Source organism: Nitrosomonas communis, assembly GCF_900114745.1.
GTDB lineage: Bacteria > Pseudomonadota > Gammaproteobacteria > Burkholderiales > Nitrosomonadaceae > Nitrosomonas > Nitrosomonas communis_A.
The window spans coordinates 1-15,372 of sequence record NZ_FOUB01000033.1 but is presented as its reverse complement, the minus strand read 5'-3'; the positions used below and the strand labels follow the sequence as shown (position 1 = coordinate 15,372).

The following is a 15,372-nucleotide window of genomic DNA, read 5'->3' as shown; positions in this document are numbered from 1 at the left end:
ATGAGGTATTAATTTTTTTACCAGAAGGTAAAAGGTAAATTTTTAAAAGCTATGCATTATTACCTTTTCTCAACATAGTTCTTTCTTTGATTTCACTTGCTTCTGCTATTAGTTTTCTTATGGTTTGAAATCTTTGAGCAGTTATTGGGCGACCGTTATTAGCTATCGTGGCTAGCTCTTCTATTTTCTTGGAGATAGTTGTAGCATTCGGATTGCCGCCGTCTTTGTACAGGGGAGCTGTTTCGGCAAATGCTTCGACCAAAAATGCAAATGTTGTAAGCACATTTTCTCTTTTTGTTTCGGATGACCAATCTTCTGAGGGAGATTCAGTCGATGGAAAACCCTTGGAAGGGTTGGATTCTAGGATGGGAGATACGTCAATTTCTGATTTGACCTGATCCCACCATTGGAGAATGCTGTTGAGCGTGTAATAAGGCACAGATGTTTCACTCGGACAATAAATCCTTATTATGGATTCTTTGCCTTTAGCAATCTCATCATCAAAATAACGCGCGCATATATTTGCCTTGGCGATTAATTCGTTGATTCGATTTAATGCTACCAGCTTTTCAGAAACAATCTCTTCCGACTGCTTTTGAGATACAGCCCACTTATATTCGCTTTTTAACAGATCATATTCGCCGAAGAGATACTCTCCCAAGCAAAAGCGGGGTATTAAGTCTATTTCATCAGGAGGAGCATCTTCCTGCGGCATCATGCGCATGTCACCTAAGCCAATTAACAATGCTATGGCTTCATCTTTTGTGCGGCTTGATTCCAAGTCTATTTTCAAGTTATGCATTTGCGCCTATCTTTTATATAAGTCAACCTTGATAGCAGAATCAGTATAATTGCTGAACCACTGGTTGAGTTGCTATCTTCCTCCCCGATTATATCCGAAGGCGACCCATCCTCAAGAATGCCGCCTCGCCGCAGCTTTGAATGACGGCACGGGTTTTAAGGTTGCAGCAGCGATACCGCAACGAGGCGTATGCATCTACTGCGGAGTATGCGCCCGTAAAAGGGGGCGAAGGCGGTGAAAGGTGGTGAATTCCCGGTGTGCCAATAACCATGCGGGGCATCATTTTCCGTCACTTTTACCACCTTCACCACCTTTTCCACCTTGTTTCCGCCGCATATGAAAAAACGCAGCGTGGGGCGTGTGGGGGCGCGCAAAACTCCCGACATTTCCGCTGGGTCTGCCGGGGAAAGGCGGAAAAGGTGGTGAAAATGTCGGAGTGCCATGCGGGGCAAGAATTTCCGCATACCCCCTTTTTCTCCACCTTTTTCCGCCCGCACCCGGCACTTGGCCCGGCGCCATGCCGCTGCTGCATCCCGGCCCGCGTACCCCCTTCACCGCCTTTACCGGCTTCGTCGCCCCTCCCCGGGAAAAATGCCAGTCATGAAGGGAAATGGCTCGCCAGCGCCCATCCACCGCCGAGCCTTGTAGCTTGTGTCTCTCTCGAGCCTTCCGATGATACCGCCGCGCCGAAACATCCATGGCAAGAAAGGCTTGCGAGGTCGCAGCAGGGTTACAGATAGCTCAGCGGGGAGCGCCATGACACCACCACAGGCACTATGCGGATCTGTTGCGTATGACCCGCAACGTCGAGCGCTATGCCTGGCGTGACTCTCGGGGAAACGTTGCGCTGTGGCGGTAAGTTTGCGGGTCGGCCCGCCTCACCTCGCCTGCAGCTCAGCCGATACCCCTACTTCGACGCATTCCCTTGCACAGCATGGATTTCCGGGGTTCTATGCGCCTGTTAAATTAATGCTTATCGAGCGTGTGATGTTGCCCCTGACCCAGGGCATCGCAGGAGGTTAATTTGAATGTACTGCAATATGTAAATCGAATTGAATATGCACTGTGCTGATAATTTGCACCATGGAAATGATCGATTTCAGTAAAGACTAGCCAACCAATTTTCCCTGAATGATCTCAACTAATATGACATAATAATATTAATCAGCCAGCACCATCATAATATTTAAAATTCTATGTTATTTCATTTAAACTGATACAAAGTTAGCAAACATAACAGCTTTACTTATTGTAATAGATGTTTAAAGCATAAAAAGTATACCAGATTTATATTTACTTCTTTCCAATCAAGGTAGCAGGTGGGAAATTATCGAAATATGAATGATCAAATCGCATTTTATTGGTCGTTGGGAACCATGTTGTTGGCTGTGATGTTCGGGCTCTTAGGACAACCAACAGAGATGGGTATTATTGTGTTGGCAGGCGCAATCAGCTTTGCATTCTTGAATATTGATAAGATTCAGCGCTTTAAGGGAGCGGGGTTCGAAGCGGAGATGAGAGAGATTGTAAACAATGCAAATGCAACCATCGAACAGCTACGCGATGTGGCGACTTTGTCATCAGAAGCCATCTTGACTTCTCTCATGGCAGATAATTTCTTCGACGGAACAACCCTTGCAACACGGATTAAGCTCCACGATCAGATAATAGAAAGTCTGAAGAAAATTGGCGCGTCGGACATCCAAGTTAGTCAGGCCAATCAAATGTGGAATAAAGGAATGAGAATAATTTTTCACCGAGGAATTAGACAGCGAATTGAAGAGATGCGGGAAAAAAATGGGATAGACGCAGAGCAAAAGGAGAGATTTCGTTCTGTGTCCAATGAGTTCCAAGAATTACTAAGATTTGAAGAATGGATCGCTCCTACAGCTAATGAAATAGAAGCCTTTATTAGAGATAAGGGATTAATAGATGATGAAATTAATGAGTTGTTGCTCGACTACCGAGAATTCGAAGTTACTGGGAAATTCAGGCGCAAAAATGTGCTTGTTGGGCTCTAGAACTACTAACAACCGCTCGGAGTTAGGTGGACAATTCTCTCACCGCACTCCACAGCACGCTGTAACTCAAGCGGAAATTTAGGGATATTACTTTATTATGGATGAAAGGGTTGCCAGGCTAAAAACACCAGAAGAATGCGATCGGTTCGTAAAAAATGCGCTTGAGCGCGGCCGTAGAGACCTTGCAGATGAAGCTAGAAAAAGAGCTGTGGAATTTCGAGCAGAAGCCTACGGTGCCAATACGCCGGCAGAACTCGAGTGCCTTGAGGCCATCTACGCCTATGAAGAAGTGCTCACCGCCAAGGGTGGTCGAAGAATACGTGCAACAAGAACATGGCAAATGATAAAAAGACATGGAATCTTAGGGGCGGTGGAACGCGCTGTAAATCGTGAATCTGAAGCGACTGGTTATACTGCGCTACTCGAAATGGGGCTTCAAGACTATGCTTTCGAGGCAGTGGTTGTCCGCCATCCCGAGCTTTTCACAGCAGAAACTGTGCAGCGTTCACAGTCTCGTGTTGATGAATGGAAACGCACTTAGCTAATAGCTCGTGTTAAAGCTGGGGACAGCGCACCATGCTTTCCGACACTTAATTGGCTAACAATGCACAGTAAAATCCATATCTCCGTTCAAAATGAATTTTGTACTATTTGCACTATTTCATTGACTGATTCGGATCGGATTTTAAATGCTGAGCATGTGCTTTTTGCTTAGCGACCTCTGGGGACGCCTGACGAAGCCGCTGAACTTACTGAAGCCTACATCCACCATGTGGTAGCCCCTGACAGAAGCAATATCGGAATTTCAGCCTATGTCCTGATTGATGCTTTTAATCTGGTCTGCGGAGGAGAGAAGGTTAACTCGGCACACCCGGCCGCCCCGTGGCTTCCCGGGGTTTCGCGCCGTGCCTCCCCGAAAATGCCGCAACGCCGCAACAGCGATGGCTGGCATGGGTTTCGGCGTGGCGGCAGCGTGGCGGGTGAGACTCGGTGGCGCAACAGCGCCGGCCCGCCCCGTGGCGGGGACGTTGCGGGGATGTGGCGTTTTATCTGCAACGCCGAGTGCCATGCCTGGCGTGGCTTTCGGGGAAACGTTGCGGCGTGGCGGCAAATTTCGGGGGGTGCACGCACCTCACGCCCTGCTGTGGCTGCCGATTCCCCCAGACTCGGCGCCTTCCTTGCGCTATATGGATGATCTGCGCCATTTTTTCCGTTGCGCTAATGCATATCCAACCAATGATGAAGCTCGCGTTATTGCAGGAGCAGGCAACTGGCACTACACAGATCCTCAGGATTTAGGGTCTGCGCATCCCTGCATTGCCCTCATATCCTTCTGTCAGTCCCAAGGCATCCTGAACTTTCTGGCAGTAACAATGACATCAGCTCCTCTAACTCTTCTAAAGAAGGAATAGGCCACAAGTTTTGCCAACCTGCTAATGCGTAGGCATTAGGGATTGCAATTGGTGAGGCTATCCTCCTGATCGGCATAACAAGCATCACCGTTGATGTGAGTGCCACCATCGACAGTATCATTGCCGGAGATGTTATCTGCCACGTTTAAAGTATCATCGCCAGCATTACCCAAGACTATATCCGCACCTGACCCACCAGTGATTTTATCGTTGCCCGCACCTCCAATAATCTTGTCATTGCCAGCGCCACCATTAATCGTATCGTTGCCATCTCCTCCATCAATTTTGTCATGGCCGCTGCCGCCGCTGATCGTATCATCCCCTTCACCGCCATGAATAGTATCGTCACCAGCACCACCAATAAGTGTATCTCTGCCGGGACCACCGCAGATGAGGTCATTTCCGCCACGGCCGTCGATGATATCGTCCCCATCCAAACCAAGGATGACATCATGATCTGCCGTTCCTATCAGAGTGTCATTATCCGCTGAACCGATAATCGCCCAAGGAGGCGGAGGAAGCTGGCAGAGATCAATTGTGGGTGCAATCGCTATCCCTCTGGGTGTCACGATGTTGGGATCGGTAATGGTGTTCAACAGCTTGCCGCTACTTGTGTCATAAATGTTTATGGCATTGGGTTGGGAGATGTACAGTTTGGTGCCATGCGGGTGCAGCACCATCTGATCGACGCCAAAGAAAAAGAGTGGGCCATTATCATGAATCGCGCTGCCAAAGAGCGGCATAGCGCCCAGTTCTGCTTTTGTGGGGTCGTAATCAAAGGCTTCCAAAACCCCGATCCCGCCTCCCTCAAGGGTGCTCATGGTAAAGATTCGATTCCACGCCGTATTGATTTCAGCTGAAATTCCACCCAGTCCCCCAGTCAGAGCGTGCTTATCGACCAATGTCAGCCCTGGGATGGTAAAGGAAAGAATCTCACCCGGATAAAAGCCTATGACGACGCCTGATCTGCCACCTGAAGCGCAATAGACATTCGCCGGAGAAAAGCCGTTTGAGCCGCTGCTGCGGATAGACAGCACTTCACCGGTATTGGTTAAACTTCCGGCACCATCTAGAGTAAGCCGGTATAGATTGCCGGTGTTAAACGACGCAACCAACACCGATCCGTCACTGCACACATCCAGCGAATTGAGATCAGCGTCATCCGAAACAGTGAAGGTATTTATCTCGGCTTGGGCATTTATATCAATGACCGATATCGGTTCTCTAGGGTTGCCACCCACCACCAACAGGAATTTCCCATCGGGGCTGATCGACAAATCCTGGCCATGAGTCGATATGGGGATTGGGTTAGTCCCTTCCGCAAGAACCGGATGTGATTTAGTCAAATCAATGACAAATATTTCACTGTTGTTATTCGTCACAAACCCCCGGGTCTGATCCGATGTGATCAATACGTCGCCGATGACGAGATTAACCCGCGGGATAGCCACTGTTCCCAACACCTTGTCGGTATCGGTGTCAAATACCGTGACTGAGGGTGGAAGGCCCTCAGCCACCATGCTGAGGGTCTTGGCAAACACTGGCTCGGCACATACCATCAAAGCTAGTGCAAGGCAGCCGATGAATTTAAGGTTTTGTGTTAATTTCATGTTTCACCTTACTGTGTTTAGATATCCCTTCGTTAATCTCTGAGGTATTGCAAGATTAACGAATAATATATGCTAAATAAATAAGTAAAAACACGTAGAAAAACGCTCATCTATAAGTACTGACTTCTTTAGAGCGTTACCAGTTTTGCAAAACCCATTATGACAGTCAAAGTGAGTCCAGCGCTGGGTAATCGGTATAGCCTTGCGGACCTGGGGTATAAAATGTCGCGGGATCGGGTTGATTCAGGGGAGCGTTGGTCTTGATACGGGCTGGCAGGTCAGGGTTCGCCAAGAAGCTCGTGCCGAAAGCAACCACATCTATTTTTCCTTCATTGATTTCCTTGCCTGCTTCTTCGGCAGTGTAACCCATGTTGCCGATGAGTACTCCCCTGTAATGCTTACGAATAGGCGTCATAATGTCACCGCTTTGCTGCTGCAGTAAATCACCTCGAATGACATGAAGATAAGCAAGATGAAACTCGCTAAGCCGGCTAGCAAGCCAGATGGATAATCCGATCGGGTCACTATCGATCATGCTGTTATAGCTGTTAAGCGGTGAAATACGCAATCCGACTCGCTCACTGCCCCACACCAAGCTGACAGCCTCCAACACTTCAAGCGTCAATCGTGCCCGGTTCTCGAGAGAGCCGCCATATGAACCGGAGCGCTGATTGGAGCCATCGCGCAGGAATTCATCGAGCAAGTATCCGTTTGCGCCATGGATTTCTATGCCATCAAAGCCGGCAGATTTGGCATTTTCAGCTGCCTTTTTAAATCCAGCGATGATACCGGGCAGTTCATCGTCACGTAGTTCCCGCGGCATAACATATGGCTTCTTCCCTTCAGGAGTCGATACATCACCGTCGGAAATGGCAATGGGGCTGGGAGCAACAGGCTGATTGCCTTGGTTGAGTAGTGGATGACACGCTCGCCCACCATGCCAGAGTTGCAGGAAGATCCTGCCATTGGCAGCATGCACAGCATCTGTGATCTGCTGCCATCCAGCAATCTGAGCAGAGGAATAGATGCCCGGTTCCATCCAGAATGCAGAATGACCTTCAATTATCATGGTAGCTTCGGCGATAATCAGACCAGCGCTCGCTCTCTGCGCATAATATTCAGCCATCAGAGCAGTGGAAATGTGCTCAGCATCTGCTCGACAGCGAGTGAGAGGAGCCATGAAGATGCGGTTGGGTACTGTAATTGCACCAAGCTTTAGAGGAGTGAATAAGGTAGTCATCCGGTTGGCTCTCCTGGAATTGAAAACCTCATTCTAAGAGAATAAGAGAATTTCAGCCTTCCAGATTTTCAGAAATCAAGATTTCTGCCCCCCCGTACCATCTACCGCTGGGGCTCTCTGTTTCTAGTGAAACTGCCACCACACAGAAAGAATGATTCCCGGATGCACTACACTACTCCAGCGCACACTCATGTGGCGGGCAGGTTGCGGATCTGTTGCGTTTTATCCGCAACGCGGAGTGCTATGCCTAGCATGACTTTCGAGAAAACGTTGCGCCGTGGCGGCAATTTCAGGGAAATGGCACGCACCTCTCGCCCTACCCTGGCTGTGGATGCCCCTAGCAAATCTAACAAATATAGCAATATTCTTGCTATTAATGCTGAAAGCATGGAAGATATATAATTATTTGTAAGGCGACAAAGTGCATATGTGGACACCACGAATTGAGAAGTTGGCCAATGGTCGCGTGATCCAGGTCACAATCCACCTTGATTCATCGTCCATTTCGTACGCTGAAGTCTTGTATCTGTGGCAGAGTAATGAAGATTTCTGCTCATTTTTCATTGGCCTGTTGGCAGACTCGCCATTTTCTACGTTCTGTTGGGAGACTCCGCCGATCACAACCGCTTCTGCCGATCGCCCCTTTGAGTTTGTACTGCTGGATAGCCCTGGCCTGGCAAGTAAGCCGGACTCCGAAGCATTTGCTGAACACTTCAACCGCGCGCCCCAAGACGAAGTGGTGGAGTTTTCGAATTTGGGCAGGGACGCGCTCATGGTTGTACCGTGTCCGCGAGGTCCCATTACCGGCTATGGTCATCTCGGAGCGTTTCTCCGGCAAGCACCAGCGCGCCAGCGACATTCGCTCTGGCGGTCGGTTGGCAGTGCGATGGAGCGGCGGTTGGGAGTGAAGCCGGTCTGGTTGAGCACTGCTGGAGCTGGTGTGTCATGGTTGCACGTCCGACTTGATGATCGGCCCAAGTACTATGGGTATGTACCCTATCGGAGTGCCACTTAACACGGCAATGGAGAAGACAATTGGCGTACCATGTATTCGTCAGACGTGACGCTGACAGCTGGCTCGTTGTGCTGTTGCATTAGTGCTTATCAAATTGACGATGCTGCCGGCGATCTTGGATACTCCAGGTTCATACCACCAGATTTAAGATTATATAGTTGACAAACCTGACAACTGTAACAGCTTTGTTGCTGTTAATGCTAAAGCATGGAAAATGTATGTAAACCATATTATTACCTTGCTATGCATGGAGGATGCTATGACAACGCTGATGGAACGAGAGTTAGATCCGAAGATAGTCTCCGCAGTCAAGCGATTTGAAGCTGAGATAGCGCTTGATCCGAATGATCCATATGCGTACGACTTCATGGTACTCTGGCTGCACTGGAAAAGACGATATTCGGAAGCGCTGGAGCTTTACAACATGGCAATTCAGCTTGATCCCCAATTCGCTCACGCGCTTTGCGCTCGGGCGAGTCTTCTGGCCACATGCCCGGACGCGAGGTATTTGAATGGCGTTTTAGCTGTCAAAGATGCGGCTGCTGCGCTGAGAATTGCCCAGGAGAGAAACAAGCTGACAAGTGACTGGAAGCATCGCATGTATCTACAAACTTTCGCTGCCGCTCATGCTGAAGCAAGTGATTTTCAAGCGGCAATGGCGATACAGCGTGAAGCACTGCAGTTTAGTGTGACCAGGTGCGCTCGCTCAGAAGTCGCGGCTCGATTAGCATAATATGAGCTGCGGCAACCCAGCCGAAAACCTGAGGGATTGGTTCGCTATGGAACCAATCGCCAATCTGATGCATAACATCTTAATATTCGTACTGGCACGATCCTTTCGTAAAATACGGATTACTCAATACGATAGCTGTAATGTTTGAGCTTGAGACGATAGTACACCATATTCAAAAAGCTTATCTATCCACCATATTCTTGATCTAACAAGTTTTCATGAGATGAAAAATGTACACATTTACAAAATATACGGAAAGAATATGCAGTTAACCGAGTTGGATTTCATTTCTGACGTATTATACTGCGTCGATTCAAACGTCCAATTGTAGTTATAACCCCTGAGGAGAATCCATGGCACTTACACAGATGCAGCTTATCCAGTCACTTGGTGAGGCTATGGCATGGTTCGAACGTGAACTGCTATGGGGAGTTGAGCCGACAGAGTTGCGGCACCTCTGCGGTCGCATCGGCGAGCTTTACGCGGCTCTCATCTCAAACGGGCAAATGGCCCAACAGGTAAATCAACCTGGTTACGATGTGGTGAGCGGCAATGGAGAGCGCATATCGGTCAAAACAACGGCCATGATGAGCACCGCCGGCCATATCGCCTTCAGTGCGAACTCTCTTGAATTTGTGGATCGTGTGATCGTGCTGCGATTGAATACGGAGGAGATGCAAATCGAAGTGCTCTTGGATGCTCCCCTCGCAGATGTCATGCCAATGCTGTCACCTACTACAGTCGGAAAGCGCACACTCACGTTATCCAAGCTTCTCACCCGCACAAGGCCAAGTCGAAGAGCAGCTACCACAAGTGAAGTTCGATATGAAGGCTACCTAGTGCGAGAGCTTGAGAGTGGAACCATTGAGGTGGAGCGCGAAGGTGTGTCTGTGCAGCCAGTGAAACCTGTTCTCAGAGAGCTGGCAGTACAGCTGAATGTTGGCCTCCTGAATAGTCGAGGCAACGAGTTCAATACTCGGCAGCTTGGCACACAAATCATTCAATCGATTCGTGCACTGGAGAATGAAATCGCTCCAGGTATCCGAGCGCTCATTGCCGAAGAATGAAAGTAAATACTATGGTTAGTGCTTTATGAATGACAACCCAAACCTAGTGTTACGTATAAAAGACGTAATTGAGAAGCACCATCAAATCTTTGGCTAGCCCGCAGCTGAAACTGGGTGTTAAGTGACTATCGGTTATTTTGCGATTGTATGCGTCTGATCTCGTGGAACCTCAACTCTCGGCAGCGAAACCTGGAGAATCAGGTTGCAGCGCTGGTGGCTCTAAAGCCTGACGTCGTAGCGCTGCAGGAAGTCACGCCGACAACGGTTTTTGCCCTGCGCACCATGCTTGCAAACGCTGGTCTTCGCCATGTGGCGGATTCATTTTCCTTGGCTGGGTCGCGGAGTGAGCTAACTGGACGCCGTCGATACGGTCAACTTACTGCGAGCCGCTGCCAGCTCATCTCGGAGCCTCCCGGCCGCTTTACCGTGCCATGGCCGGAGCGTGTGCTCAGCGTAACTCTGATGACGTTGGCTGGTCATGTGGAGATCCACAACACACATGTGCCACCTGGATCAAGCAACAAATGGGTGAAGATCGATCATCTAGACGGCTTGTACGCCGGGCTTGCGTGTCCAGAAGAACGGCCAAGAATCCTCTGCGGGGATTTCAATACGCCCCGTGAGGAACTATCGACCGGAGAGGTCGTAACCTGGGGACAGCGCCCAGGACTCAATGGCTGGCGAATTGCCAGGACAATACACGGTCGTGCTGGGTCTGACTGGGATCGTGGCGAGCGGCAAGTTTTGACTGGTCTCGCGGCGTGGGGCTTGCCCGACGTTTACCGTCAGCTTCATGGTTACGACAGAGTGGAAGCGAGCTGGGTATTCCGAGGCATGTTCCAGCTCGGGCGACGGTTCGATCATGTGTTCGCGTCACCGTCCCTGAGGGCAGAGCAATGCAGATATATCCACGAGTTTCGAGAACGTGGTCTTAGTGATCACTCGGCGATTGAGGCTGTGTTTCGATGGCCGACGTGTGCCACCTAACTCACAGTGTAGTTTGCGTCAAATTAAGTCAATCAATGTATTGAATGAATATAAATTATTGAAGCTATCAGATCAAGTTTGAGCTATTACACTTCTATGTGGATGCTTCTAATTTTCACTCAAATATCCTGAATGAATGCCTTGCCGATAAGCGCCACCTCCTCCTCGCTATCCATTATGCAATAGCCGCATGGATAGCAAAGAGGTTGAAAGGTCACATTACCTTGTCCTCAGTGGTCTCTCGGGCCTGACCGTGCCAATCGAATCCGTTTCATAAACTCTATCTTCGATGATTCTGTATTGATTATGGCTTCCCGCATCCCTCGTGCCAATGCTATCGGTGGGAAGGATGCGTCCATCCCATTGAATGACATAGGGCGGCCTATCTGTGACAACAGTACCTATTGAATCCGTTTGATAAATTCGCCTTTCCTTCGGTGCGTGCTCATCATTGCTGAAGGCTAGCGAGCTAACCGTAAATATCATGATCATGAGTATTCGAGTCATATCTGGTTATCCTTTGTGAATAGATAAGACAATCTCTCTTGTGTTTCAGCTACAACCACCCTATGCGGTTATGCGGTGTGTACAGCCCGCACGCGGCACCCCGCCGCCCGGGGCGCCCCCCCCACAAAATGCCGCAACGCCGCAACATCGATGGCTGGCATGGGTTTTGGTGTGGCGGCAGCGTTGCGGATGAAGCCGGGATGCGCCACGCCGCAACGGGGAGTGCCCCAGCCGGGCCCGTTGCGGACACGTTGCGCTTCATCCGCCACACCGAGACCCACGCCAGGCATGGATTTCGGGGAAACGTGGCGCCGTGGCGGCAAACCTGTGCAGTCACCCGCCCGCTCGCCGGCCGGCCCGCCCGACGGTGCGGCACTTGCGCGCATACGGGGAGAAAGGGCGGCGAAGGCGGTGAAGGCGGTGACCCGGCGGCACCCTGGCGCGCCATGCCCGGAATGCCTCTGCCCTCACCCCGCCGGCCTCAGTCGGTGGCTCCTAGGATAGCCAGGGACTCGGGGAGGTCCAGCATGTAATCCCTCAGCCAGTGGTATTGCTGGGCGCAAACCTCGGCGAACTCGCCATCGCCGCTGAACGACAGGTGGCTGTAGGCGTAGAGGCAAACGGTTATGCCGAGCCCGTCCGCCGACAGCACGCCCTTGTAGCCGTTATCGCAGGATACATTGAAGGCGCGGCCAGAGTCTGGCGACATGTAGAAGCCGCCGTTGCTCAGGGCGTAGTACGCCCAGTAGCCGCCGTCGTAGTCGGGGGATAGCCTTTCGGCGAAAGTGTACACGAGGGGTTCGAGGTTCAAGGGGAAGCGGATACCGAAGACGGCCGCGGTGTGCTCGATGCGGTGGTCGTCGGCTACCAGCCGGCGGGTGACGGTTGGATTGGTGGTCATGTGTGCTCCTTTGCATGTAGTGAGTATATCGATAGAAGATGGAGGGCAGCGCGAACGAACGCACTAGCCCCCGCGTGCGGCTTTCCTGCCCTGCTCCAGACGAACGCCATCCTCCGTATGAACGCGGATGAGAGATGCTGCTGGGAAAAGACGGAGTTGGAAGCTGGTTTGGGAACTGAGAAGAAAATGCGATGGGATGCTGGACGTGGCTCAGTCTTGAGCGCACTCCATGAGCTCTTCGGGGCTGAATCCCGCCATCAGGCAGGCTTGCGCCTTGACTGCGTCGGCCAACGCCTCATCCGGGATATCCCAGGTGAGCACCTCGTTGACTGCGTCGAGTAGGAAGTTATGGTATAACATGGTGGTTCTCCTTTAGTGTTTTCGATTGAAGTAAAGAACACCACCCGCAAGCGCGAGCAGTGCCGTGAATGAGAATGGATCCAGCACCCAGCTCAGCAGTGCCAGGCTCATCATTCCCAGCCAGCGGGTACCGGCGTGGACGAGGCTGTACAGCGTGATCAGCACGAAGAGTGCGGTAGTGGCGGTAGTCAATGGTTTTCCTCCTTGTGTAGGTGGTTGGAAAGTTGGAAAGACTGCGATGAAGTGACAGCTTGAAAATGGCTCGGTATAGGGTCGGTATTGCGGGAGCGCTTCATCGCGAAGCCGGGAAGCCCTTGCGCTGCTTGGAGTTACGTACGCAGCAGCCGAGTCACCCCCGGAATTCAACTCCGTCGCTCAGCTTGTTGGAGTGTTGGCTTCTTCAGAGGTAGACTTGCTTGATTTCTTCCCGCGCTTGGTAGACTGAGGTGTGGATTCGGATAATTGCTTGCCCTCCTCTACCTTTAAATTGACAGCCGAGTTCATCAGCTTCTCGATCTTAGCCATGAATTCAGCCGGATCGACACGCTCATAACCTCGCTGCTTGTCGCCCAGCGGTATCACCAGCCCTTCCGCCTTCAGCACGGCAAGCAAGAAGGCGGGCGTGTTCAGTGAGCGGCCCTGGAAGAGTGAAAACAGGATGTGGGACACGATGGGCTTGCCCTTCTGCTGCTGGTCGAAGGCTTCCTGAATGGCGCTGAGGGCGACCCACTCGTCGCTGAAGAAGCCGCCCCCGGTGTTGTCAGCCAGCCGGAAGTGGACTTCGGATTCGGCCGTGCAGCCGACGTGGTAGGTCAGCGTGGACTTGCCCGTGAGCGAGCGGCAGGAACCCTCCTTCAGGACGCGGACGGCAGGTTTAGGAACATCTGATTTGGAACGCTTCATATGAATCCCTTATAAATATGATGATTGAAGGAATGTTTCTTTCATATAAGATGCTCCGATTACCGCAAATTGAGCGGCCTAAACATTGCGATCCCGCTGTAATGCAGATTGAGCACACTAGCAAGATCGAGGATGTCGACCTCTTCCCCGCCGTTATCTGCAATGAGCTGGTGTGCAAGGTCGAGATCGGAGGCAACCAGATGTTGGGTTGTGCCGTTCACTTCGACCTTCAGGAAGGTCACGTCGATGAGCACAGAGGGATGCCGACGCAGCACATCGATCAAGGCGAGGCATTCAGCGTGAGCCCTGTCCATGTTGGCCTCGAACTCCATGATGGCCGCCCTCTCCTCGAAGTCCTCGCGCAGGTTGGGATCGAGCGTGGCAACGAAGTCGGCCACGAGCGGATTCAGCGGTGTTTCCATAAGCGTCTCCTTATTAGTGGTTTAGAAATGTAGATCGCCCAGACCCAGCGGGAAGCACGGGGTGGGAGGTGGGTGGAAATCTGGGAACCTGTGAAGCTGGAATTCTGGAAAACTGATACTCGGGAATACGGGTGAGGTGAGATGCGGGTATTCAGGGCTGCGCCAGCGCCGCCGCCTGTGCTGATACTGCGTATTCGGCGCACATCGCCAGCAGGTCGCCATCGACGCCAGGCTGTTTCGGGATAAAGATGCCGGCGCCGAACCCCTCGTCGTTAAAGATGTATACCAGCTCGTAACAACCGGCGTGCTCCTCCAACGCTTCGAAGGATGGCGAGAAATCAGGTTCTCCGTAGCAGGTGTCGTCAAAGAGGTTGTGCAGTATGGGGAAGCCGATCTCCTGCTCCAGTGCTGCTATGCTGTCGCCGGGTTCCACTACGACCATGTAGCCGTGGATATCGTAGTCGTATGGCTCGCCGGCACAGACTTCGAAGAACCTCTGCTGTACCAGGCTGCGTATGGCAGGATCGGAGATGCGGTGTACCAGAGTGGGATCATTGAGAATGAGCATGGTGTACCTCCTATCGTTAATGGAAGACGGGAAAAGCAAAACGCCCAGAGCCAGTTGGTGACCGTGGGCGCTTTGTAGGGTGTGACGCTTTCAGATTATCGAGCCCATAGCGTCGCCGAAGGCTCTTGTGGTTATAGGCACAGTGACCGAACCTGCTAGGTTAATTGTGATTTATTAAAATGGTGACGTAGACGTCTCGAATGGGGGAAGTGGTTTAGGCACAGCTGGTTGCCAGAAAAGACAGGAAATATTCCACCAGTAGAATATGAAATGAATTGATATCGCCAAATGAAGAAGTCCGCTGATGCAGCTTGACTCAAAAAAGAGTGCTTCCGTCGATTGTATGTTGGAACTTTTACCATATCTTGCTCTTGGCTACTTCGGCTGATAAGCATCCCGGTTTGATAAACGGGTTATGCACTTATGATACGAATTTACTTTGTTTTTAGAAAAAGAAAGTGTATGTTATCGGATCTTTTATAAAACAGCATAAAAAGACATAAAGGAAGAAGGCTGTTTTTTTTGGAACCTTAAGTGTATCCATGTATAGGTTCAGTTAAGGTGTTTTATAATAGAAAGTGGTATTTTTGTTGAGATGCTCTTAAGCATTTAGAAAGTAATTAGTCAATCCTGAAAAACTGCCTCAATGACCATCTTGGATCAGCAATTTTAAAAGGCAGTGTACTCATAAAGTCAAAATCGAGCGGTTTGGTTCTCTTGCCTCAAAGTATTTGTGAGGTTTGCACTCTTCGCCACGGGAAATGGAGTAAAAAAATGGCTAACAGCCATTGCTTCAGATTCCAGGCGACAGCAGCCATCAGCAG

General features: G+C 50.7%; 22 protein-coding genes. 12 read left to right on the top strand and 10 right to left on the bottom strand.

Annotation, left to right across the window (positions count from 1 at the left end):
* Nucleotides 1-49: 49 nt before the first annotated feature.
* Together BM122_RS12440 and BM122_RS12435 are read right to left on the bottom strand one after the other, a co-directional pair.
* Entirely contained in the window at nt 50-802 is a 753-nt protein-coding gene (locus BM122_RS12440) for a hypothetical protein (protein WP_074905852.1), read from the bottom strand.
* Between the two features lie 279 nt (nt 803-1,081).
* The gene (locus BM122_RS12435; RefSeq protein WP_143083429.1) at nt 1,082-1,357 is read right to left on the bottom strand and encodes a hypothetical protein; all 276 of its coding nucleotides are present in this window, start codon (nt 1,355-1,357) and stop codon (nt 1,082-1,084) included.
* 117 nt (nt 1,358-1,474) lie between these two features.
* Here BM122_RS12435 and BM122_RS23355 point away from each other — a divergent pair, with 117 nt between their 5' ends.
* The 5 genes from BM122_RS23355 (at nt 1,475) to BM122_RS22460 (ending at nt 4,235) form a co-directional block, all read left to right on the top strand.
* Nucleotides 1,475-1,630: a hypothetical protein gene (locus tag BM122_RS23355; protein ID WP_177198128.1), complete on the top strand. Its 156-nt coding sequence runs from the start codon at nt 1,475-1,477 to the stop codon at nt 1,628-1,630.
* A 21-nt stretch (nt 1,631-1,651) separates the two neighbouring features.
* A complete protein-coding gene (locus BM122_RS23350; RefSeq protein WP_177198127.1) occupies nt 1,652-1,825 on the top strand; it encodes a hypothetical protein in 174 nt (57 codons plus the stop codon).
* Nucleotides 1,826-2,139: 314 nt separating this feature from the next.
* The gene (locus tag BM122_RS12430) at nt 2,140-2,823 is read left to right on the top strand and encodes a hypothetical protein (protein WP_074905850.1); all 684 of its coding nucleotides are present in this window, start codon (nt 2,140-2,142) and stop codon (nt 2,821-2,823) included.
* Between the two features lie 97 nt (nt 2,824-2,920).
* Nucleotides 2,921-3,364 (top strand): hypothetical protein, encoded by a 444-nt coding sequence (locus tag BM122_RS12425; RefSeq protein WP_074905849.1) that lies wholly within the window; start codon nt 2,921-2,923, stop codon nt 3,362-3,364.
* Between the two features lie 283 nt (nt 3,365-3,647).
* The gene (locus tag BM122_RS22460; RefSeq protein WP_143083428.1) at nt 3,648-4,235 is read left to right on the top strand and encodes a hypothetical protein; all 588 of its coding nucleotides are present in this window, start codon (nt 3,648-3,650) and stop codon (nt 4,233-4,235) included.
* A gap of 35 nt (nt 4,236-4,270) precedes the next feature.
* Here the strand turns inward: BM122_RS22460 and BM122_RS12410 are convergent, their stop codons facing one another.
* Entirely contained in the window at nt 4,271-5,845 is a 1,575-nt protein-coding gene (locus BM122_RS12410) for a hypothetical protein (RefSeq protein WP_074905846.1), read from the bottom strand.
* Nucleotides 5,846-6,011: 166 nt separating this feature from the next.
* Nucleotides 6,012-7,085, bottom strand: a complete 1,074-nt coding sequence (locus tag BM122_RS12405; protein ID WP_074905845.1) for an alkene reductase — start codon at nt 7,083-7,085, stop codon at nt 6,012-6,014.
* Between the two features lie 243 nt (nt 7,086-7,328).
* Here BM122_RS12405 and BM122_RS23345 point away from each other — a divergent pair, with 243 nt between their 5' ends.
* The 5 genes from BM122_RS23345 (at nt 7,329) to BM122_RS26090 (ending at nt 10,887) form a co-directional block, all read left to right on the top strand.
* Nucleotides 7,329-7,487 (top strand): hypothetical protein, encoded by a 159-nt coding sequence (locus tag BM122_RS23345; protein WP_177198126.1) that lies wholly within the window; start codon nt 7,329-7,331, stop codon nt 7,485-7,487.
* Between the two features lie 25 nt (nt 7,488-7,512).
* Complete coding sequence (locus BM122_RS26095) at nt 7,513-8,100, top strand: DUF6940 family protein (protein WP_074905844.1); 588 nt, start codon at nt 7,513-7,515, stop codon at nt 8,098-8,100.
* Between the two features lie 259 nt (nt 8,101-8,359).
* The gene (locus BM122_RS12395) at nt 8,360-8,833 is read left to right on the top strand and encodes a hypothetical protein (protein ID WP_143083427.1); all 474 of its coding nucleotides are present in this window, start codon (nt 8,360-8,362) and stop codon (nt 8,831-8,833) included.
* Between the two features lie 353 nt (nt 8,834-9,186).
* Nucleotides 9,187-9,900: a DUF6998 domain-containing protein gene (locus BM122_RS12390; protein ID WP_074905842.1), complete on the top strand. Its 714-nt coding sequence runs from the start codon at nt 9,187-9,189 to the stop codon at nt 9,898-9,900.
* Nucleotides 9,901-10,047: 147 nt separating this feature from the next.
* On the top strand, nt 10,048-10,887 hold the full coding sequence (locus tag BM122_RS26090; RefSeq protein ID WP_074905841.1) for an endonuclease/exonuclease/phosphatase family protein: 840 nt from the start codon (nt 10,048-10,050) through the stop codon (nt 10,885-10,887).
* 219 nt (nt 10,888-11,106) lie between these two features.
* Here the strand turns inward: BM122_RS26090 and BM122_RS12380 are convergent, their stop codons facing one another.
* A complete protein-coding gene (locus BM122_RS12380; RefSeq protein WP_074905840.1) occupies nt 11,107-11,394 on the bottom strand; it encodes a hypothetical protein in 288 nt (95 codons plus the stop codon).
* A gap of 40 nt (nt 11,395-11,434) precedes the next feature.
* On the opposite strand from BM122_RS12380, the gene BM122_RS23340 reads away from it, so the two are divergent.
* Nucleotides 11,435-11,587 (top strand): hypothetical protein, encoded by a 153-nt coding sequence (locus tag BM122_RS23340; RefSeq protein ID WP_177198125.1) that lies wholly within the window; start codon nt 11,435-11,437, stop codon nt 11,585-11,587.
* A gap of 288 nt (nt 11,588-11,875) precedes the next feature.
* On the opposite strand, the gene BM122_RS12370 is transcribed toward BM122_RS23340, so the two are convergent.
* Nucleotides 11,876-12,295, bottom strand: coding sequence for an antirestriction protein (locus BM122_RS12370; protein ID WP_074905838.1), 420 nt, complete (start codon nt 12,293-12,295; stop codon nt 11,876-11,878).
* A 156-nt stretch (nt 12,296-12,451) separates the two neighbouring features.
* Here BM122_RS12370 and BM122_RS22455 point away from each other — a divergent pair, with 156 nt between their 5' ends.
* Nucleotides 12,452-12,637: a hypothetical protein gene (locus tag BM122_RS22455; protein WP_143083426.1), complete on the top strand. Its 186-nt coding sequence runs from the start codon at nt 12,452-12,454 to the stop codon at nt 12,635-12,637.
* A gap of 30 nt (nt 12,638-12,667) precedes the next feature.
* On the opposite strand, the gene BM122_RS12365 is transcribed toward BM122_RS22455, so the two are convergent.
* The 4 genes from BM122_RS12365 to BM122_RS12350 form a co-directional block, all read right to left on the bottom strand.
* Nucleotides 12,668-12,847 (bottom strand): hypothetical protein, encoded by a 180-nt coding sequence (locus tag BM122_RS12365; protein ID WP_074905837.1) that lies wholly within the window; start codon nt 12,845-12,847, stop codon nt 12,668-12,670.
* Nucleotides 12,848-13,030: 183 nt separating this feature from the next.
* A complete protein-coding gene (locus tag BM122_RS12360; RefSeq protein WP_074905836.1) occupies nt 13,031-13,558 on the bottom strand; it encodes a hypothetical protein in 528 nt (175 codons plus the stop codon).
* Between the two features lie 59 nt (nt 13,559-13,617).
* Nucleotides 13,618-13,980 carry a hypothetical protein gene (locus BM122_RS12355; protein ID WP_074905835.1) on the bottom strand — a complete coding sequence of 121 codons (363 nt, stop codon included), beginning with the start codon at nt 13,978-13,980 and terminating at the stop codon, nt 13,618-13,620.
* A gap of 151 nt (nt 13,981-14,131) precedes the next feature.
* Complete coding sequence (locus BM122_RS12350) at nt 14,132-14,548, bottom strand: hypothetical protein (protein ID WP_074905834.1); 417 nt, start codon at nt 14,546-14,548, stop codon at nt 14,132-14,134.
* Between the last annotated feature and the right edge of the window lie 824 nt (nt 14,549-15,372).

Excerpts from the sequence above, each read along its gene's own strand:
- BM122_RS23345 (WP_177198126.1), top strand. The coding sequence starts at position 7,329 with ATGCCTAGCATGACTTTCGAGAAAACGTTGCGCCGTGGCGGCAATTTC.
- BM122_RS22460 (WP_143083428.1), top strand. The coding sequence starts at position 3,648 with ATGCTTTTAATCTGGTCTGCGGAGGAGAGAAGGTTAACTCGGCACACC.
- BM122_RS26095 (WP_074905844.1), top strand. The coding sequence starts at position 7,513 with ATGTGGACACCACGAATTGAGAAGTTGGCCAATGGTCGCGTGATCCAG.
- BM122_RS12360 (WP_074905836.1), bottom strand. The coding sequence starts at position 13,558 with ATGAAGCGTTCCAAATCAGATGTTCCTAAACCTGCCGTCCGCGTCCTG.
- BM122_RS12355 (WP_074905835.1), bottom strand. The coding sequence starts at position 13,980 with ATGGAAACACCGCTGAATCCGCTCGTGGCCGACTTCGTTGCCACGCTC.
- BM122_RS23355 (WP_177198128.1), top strand. The coding sequence starts at position 1,475 with ATGATACCGCCGCGCCGAAACATCCATGGCAAGAAAGGCTTGCGAGGT.
- BM122_RS12350 (WP_074905834.1), bottom strand. The coding sequence starts at position 14,548 with ATGCTCATTCTCAATGATCCCACTCTGGTACACCGCATCTCCGATCCT.
- BM122_RS12405 (WP_074905845.1), bottom strand. The coding sequence starts at position 7,085 with ATGACTACCTTATTCACTCCTCTAAAGCTTGGTGCAATTACAGTACCC.
- BM122_RS12425 (WP_074905849.1), top strand. The coding sequence starts at position 2,921 with ATGGATGAAAGGGTTGCCAGGCTAAAAACACCAGAAGAATGCGATCGG.
- BM122_RS12395 (WP_143083427.1), top strand. The coding sequence starts at position 8,360 with ATGACAACGCTGATGGAACGAGAGTTAGATCCGAAGATAGTCTCCGCA.
- BM122_RS12380 (WP_074905840.1), bottom strand. The coding sequence starts at position 11,394 with ATGACTCGAATACTCATGATCATGATATTTACGGTTAGCTCGCTAGCC.
- BM122_RS12430 (WP_074905850.1), top strand. The coding sequence starts at position 2,140 with ATGAATGATCAAATCGCATTTTATTGGTCGTTGGGAACCATGTTGTTG.
- BM122_RS12370 (WP_074905838.1), bottom strand. The coding sequence starts at position 12,295 with ATGACCACCAATCCAACCGTCACCCGCCGGCTGGTAGCCGACGACCAC.
- BM122_RS12410 (WP_074905846.1), bottom strand. The coding sequence starts at position 5,845 with ATGAAATTAACACAAAACCTTAAATTCATCGGCTGCCTTGCACTAGCT.
- BM122_RS12440 (WP_074905852.1), bottom strand. The coding sequence starts at position 802 with ATGCATAACTTGAAAATAGACTTGGAATCAAGCCGCACAAAAGATGAA.
- BM122_RS12390 (WP_074905842.1), top strand. The coding sequence starts at position 9,187 with ATGGCACTTACACAGATGCAGCTTATCCAGTCACTTGGTGAGGCTATG.
- BM122_RS26090 (WP_074905841.1), top strand. The coding sequence starts at position 10,048 with ATGCGTCTGATCTCGTGGAACCTCAACTCTCGGCAGCGAAACCTGGAG.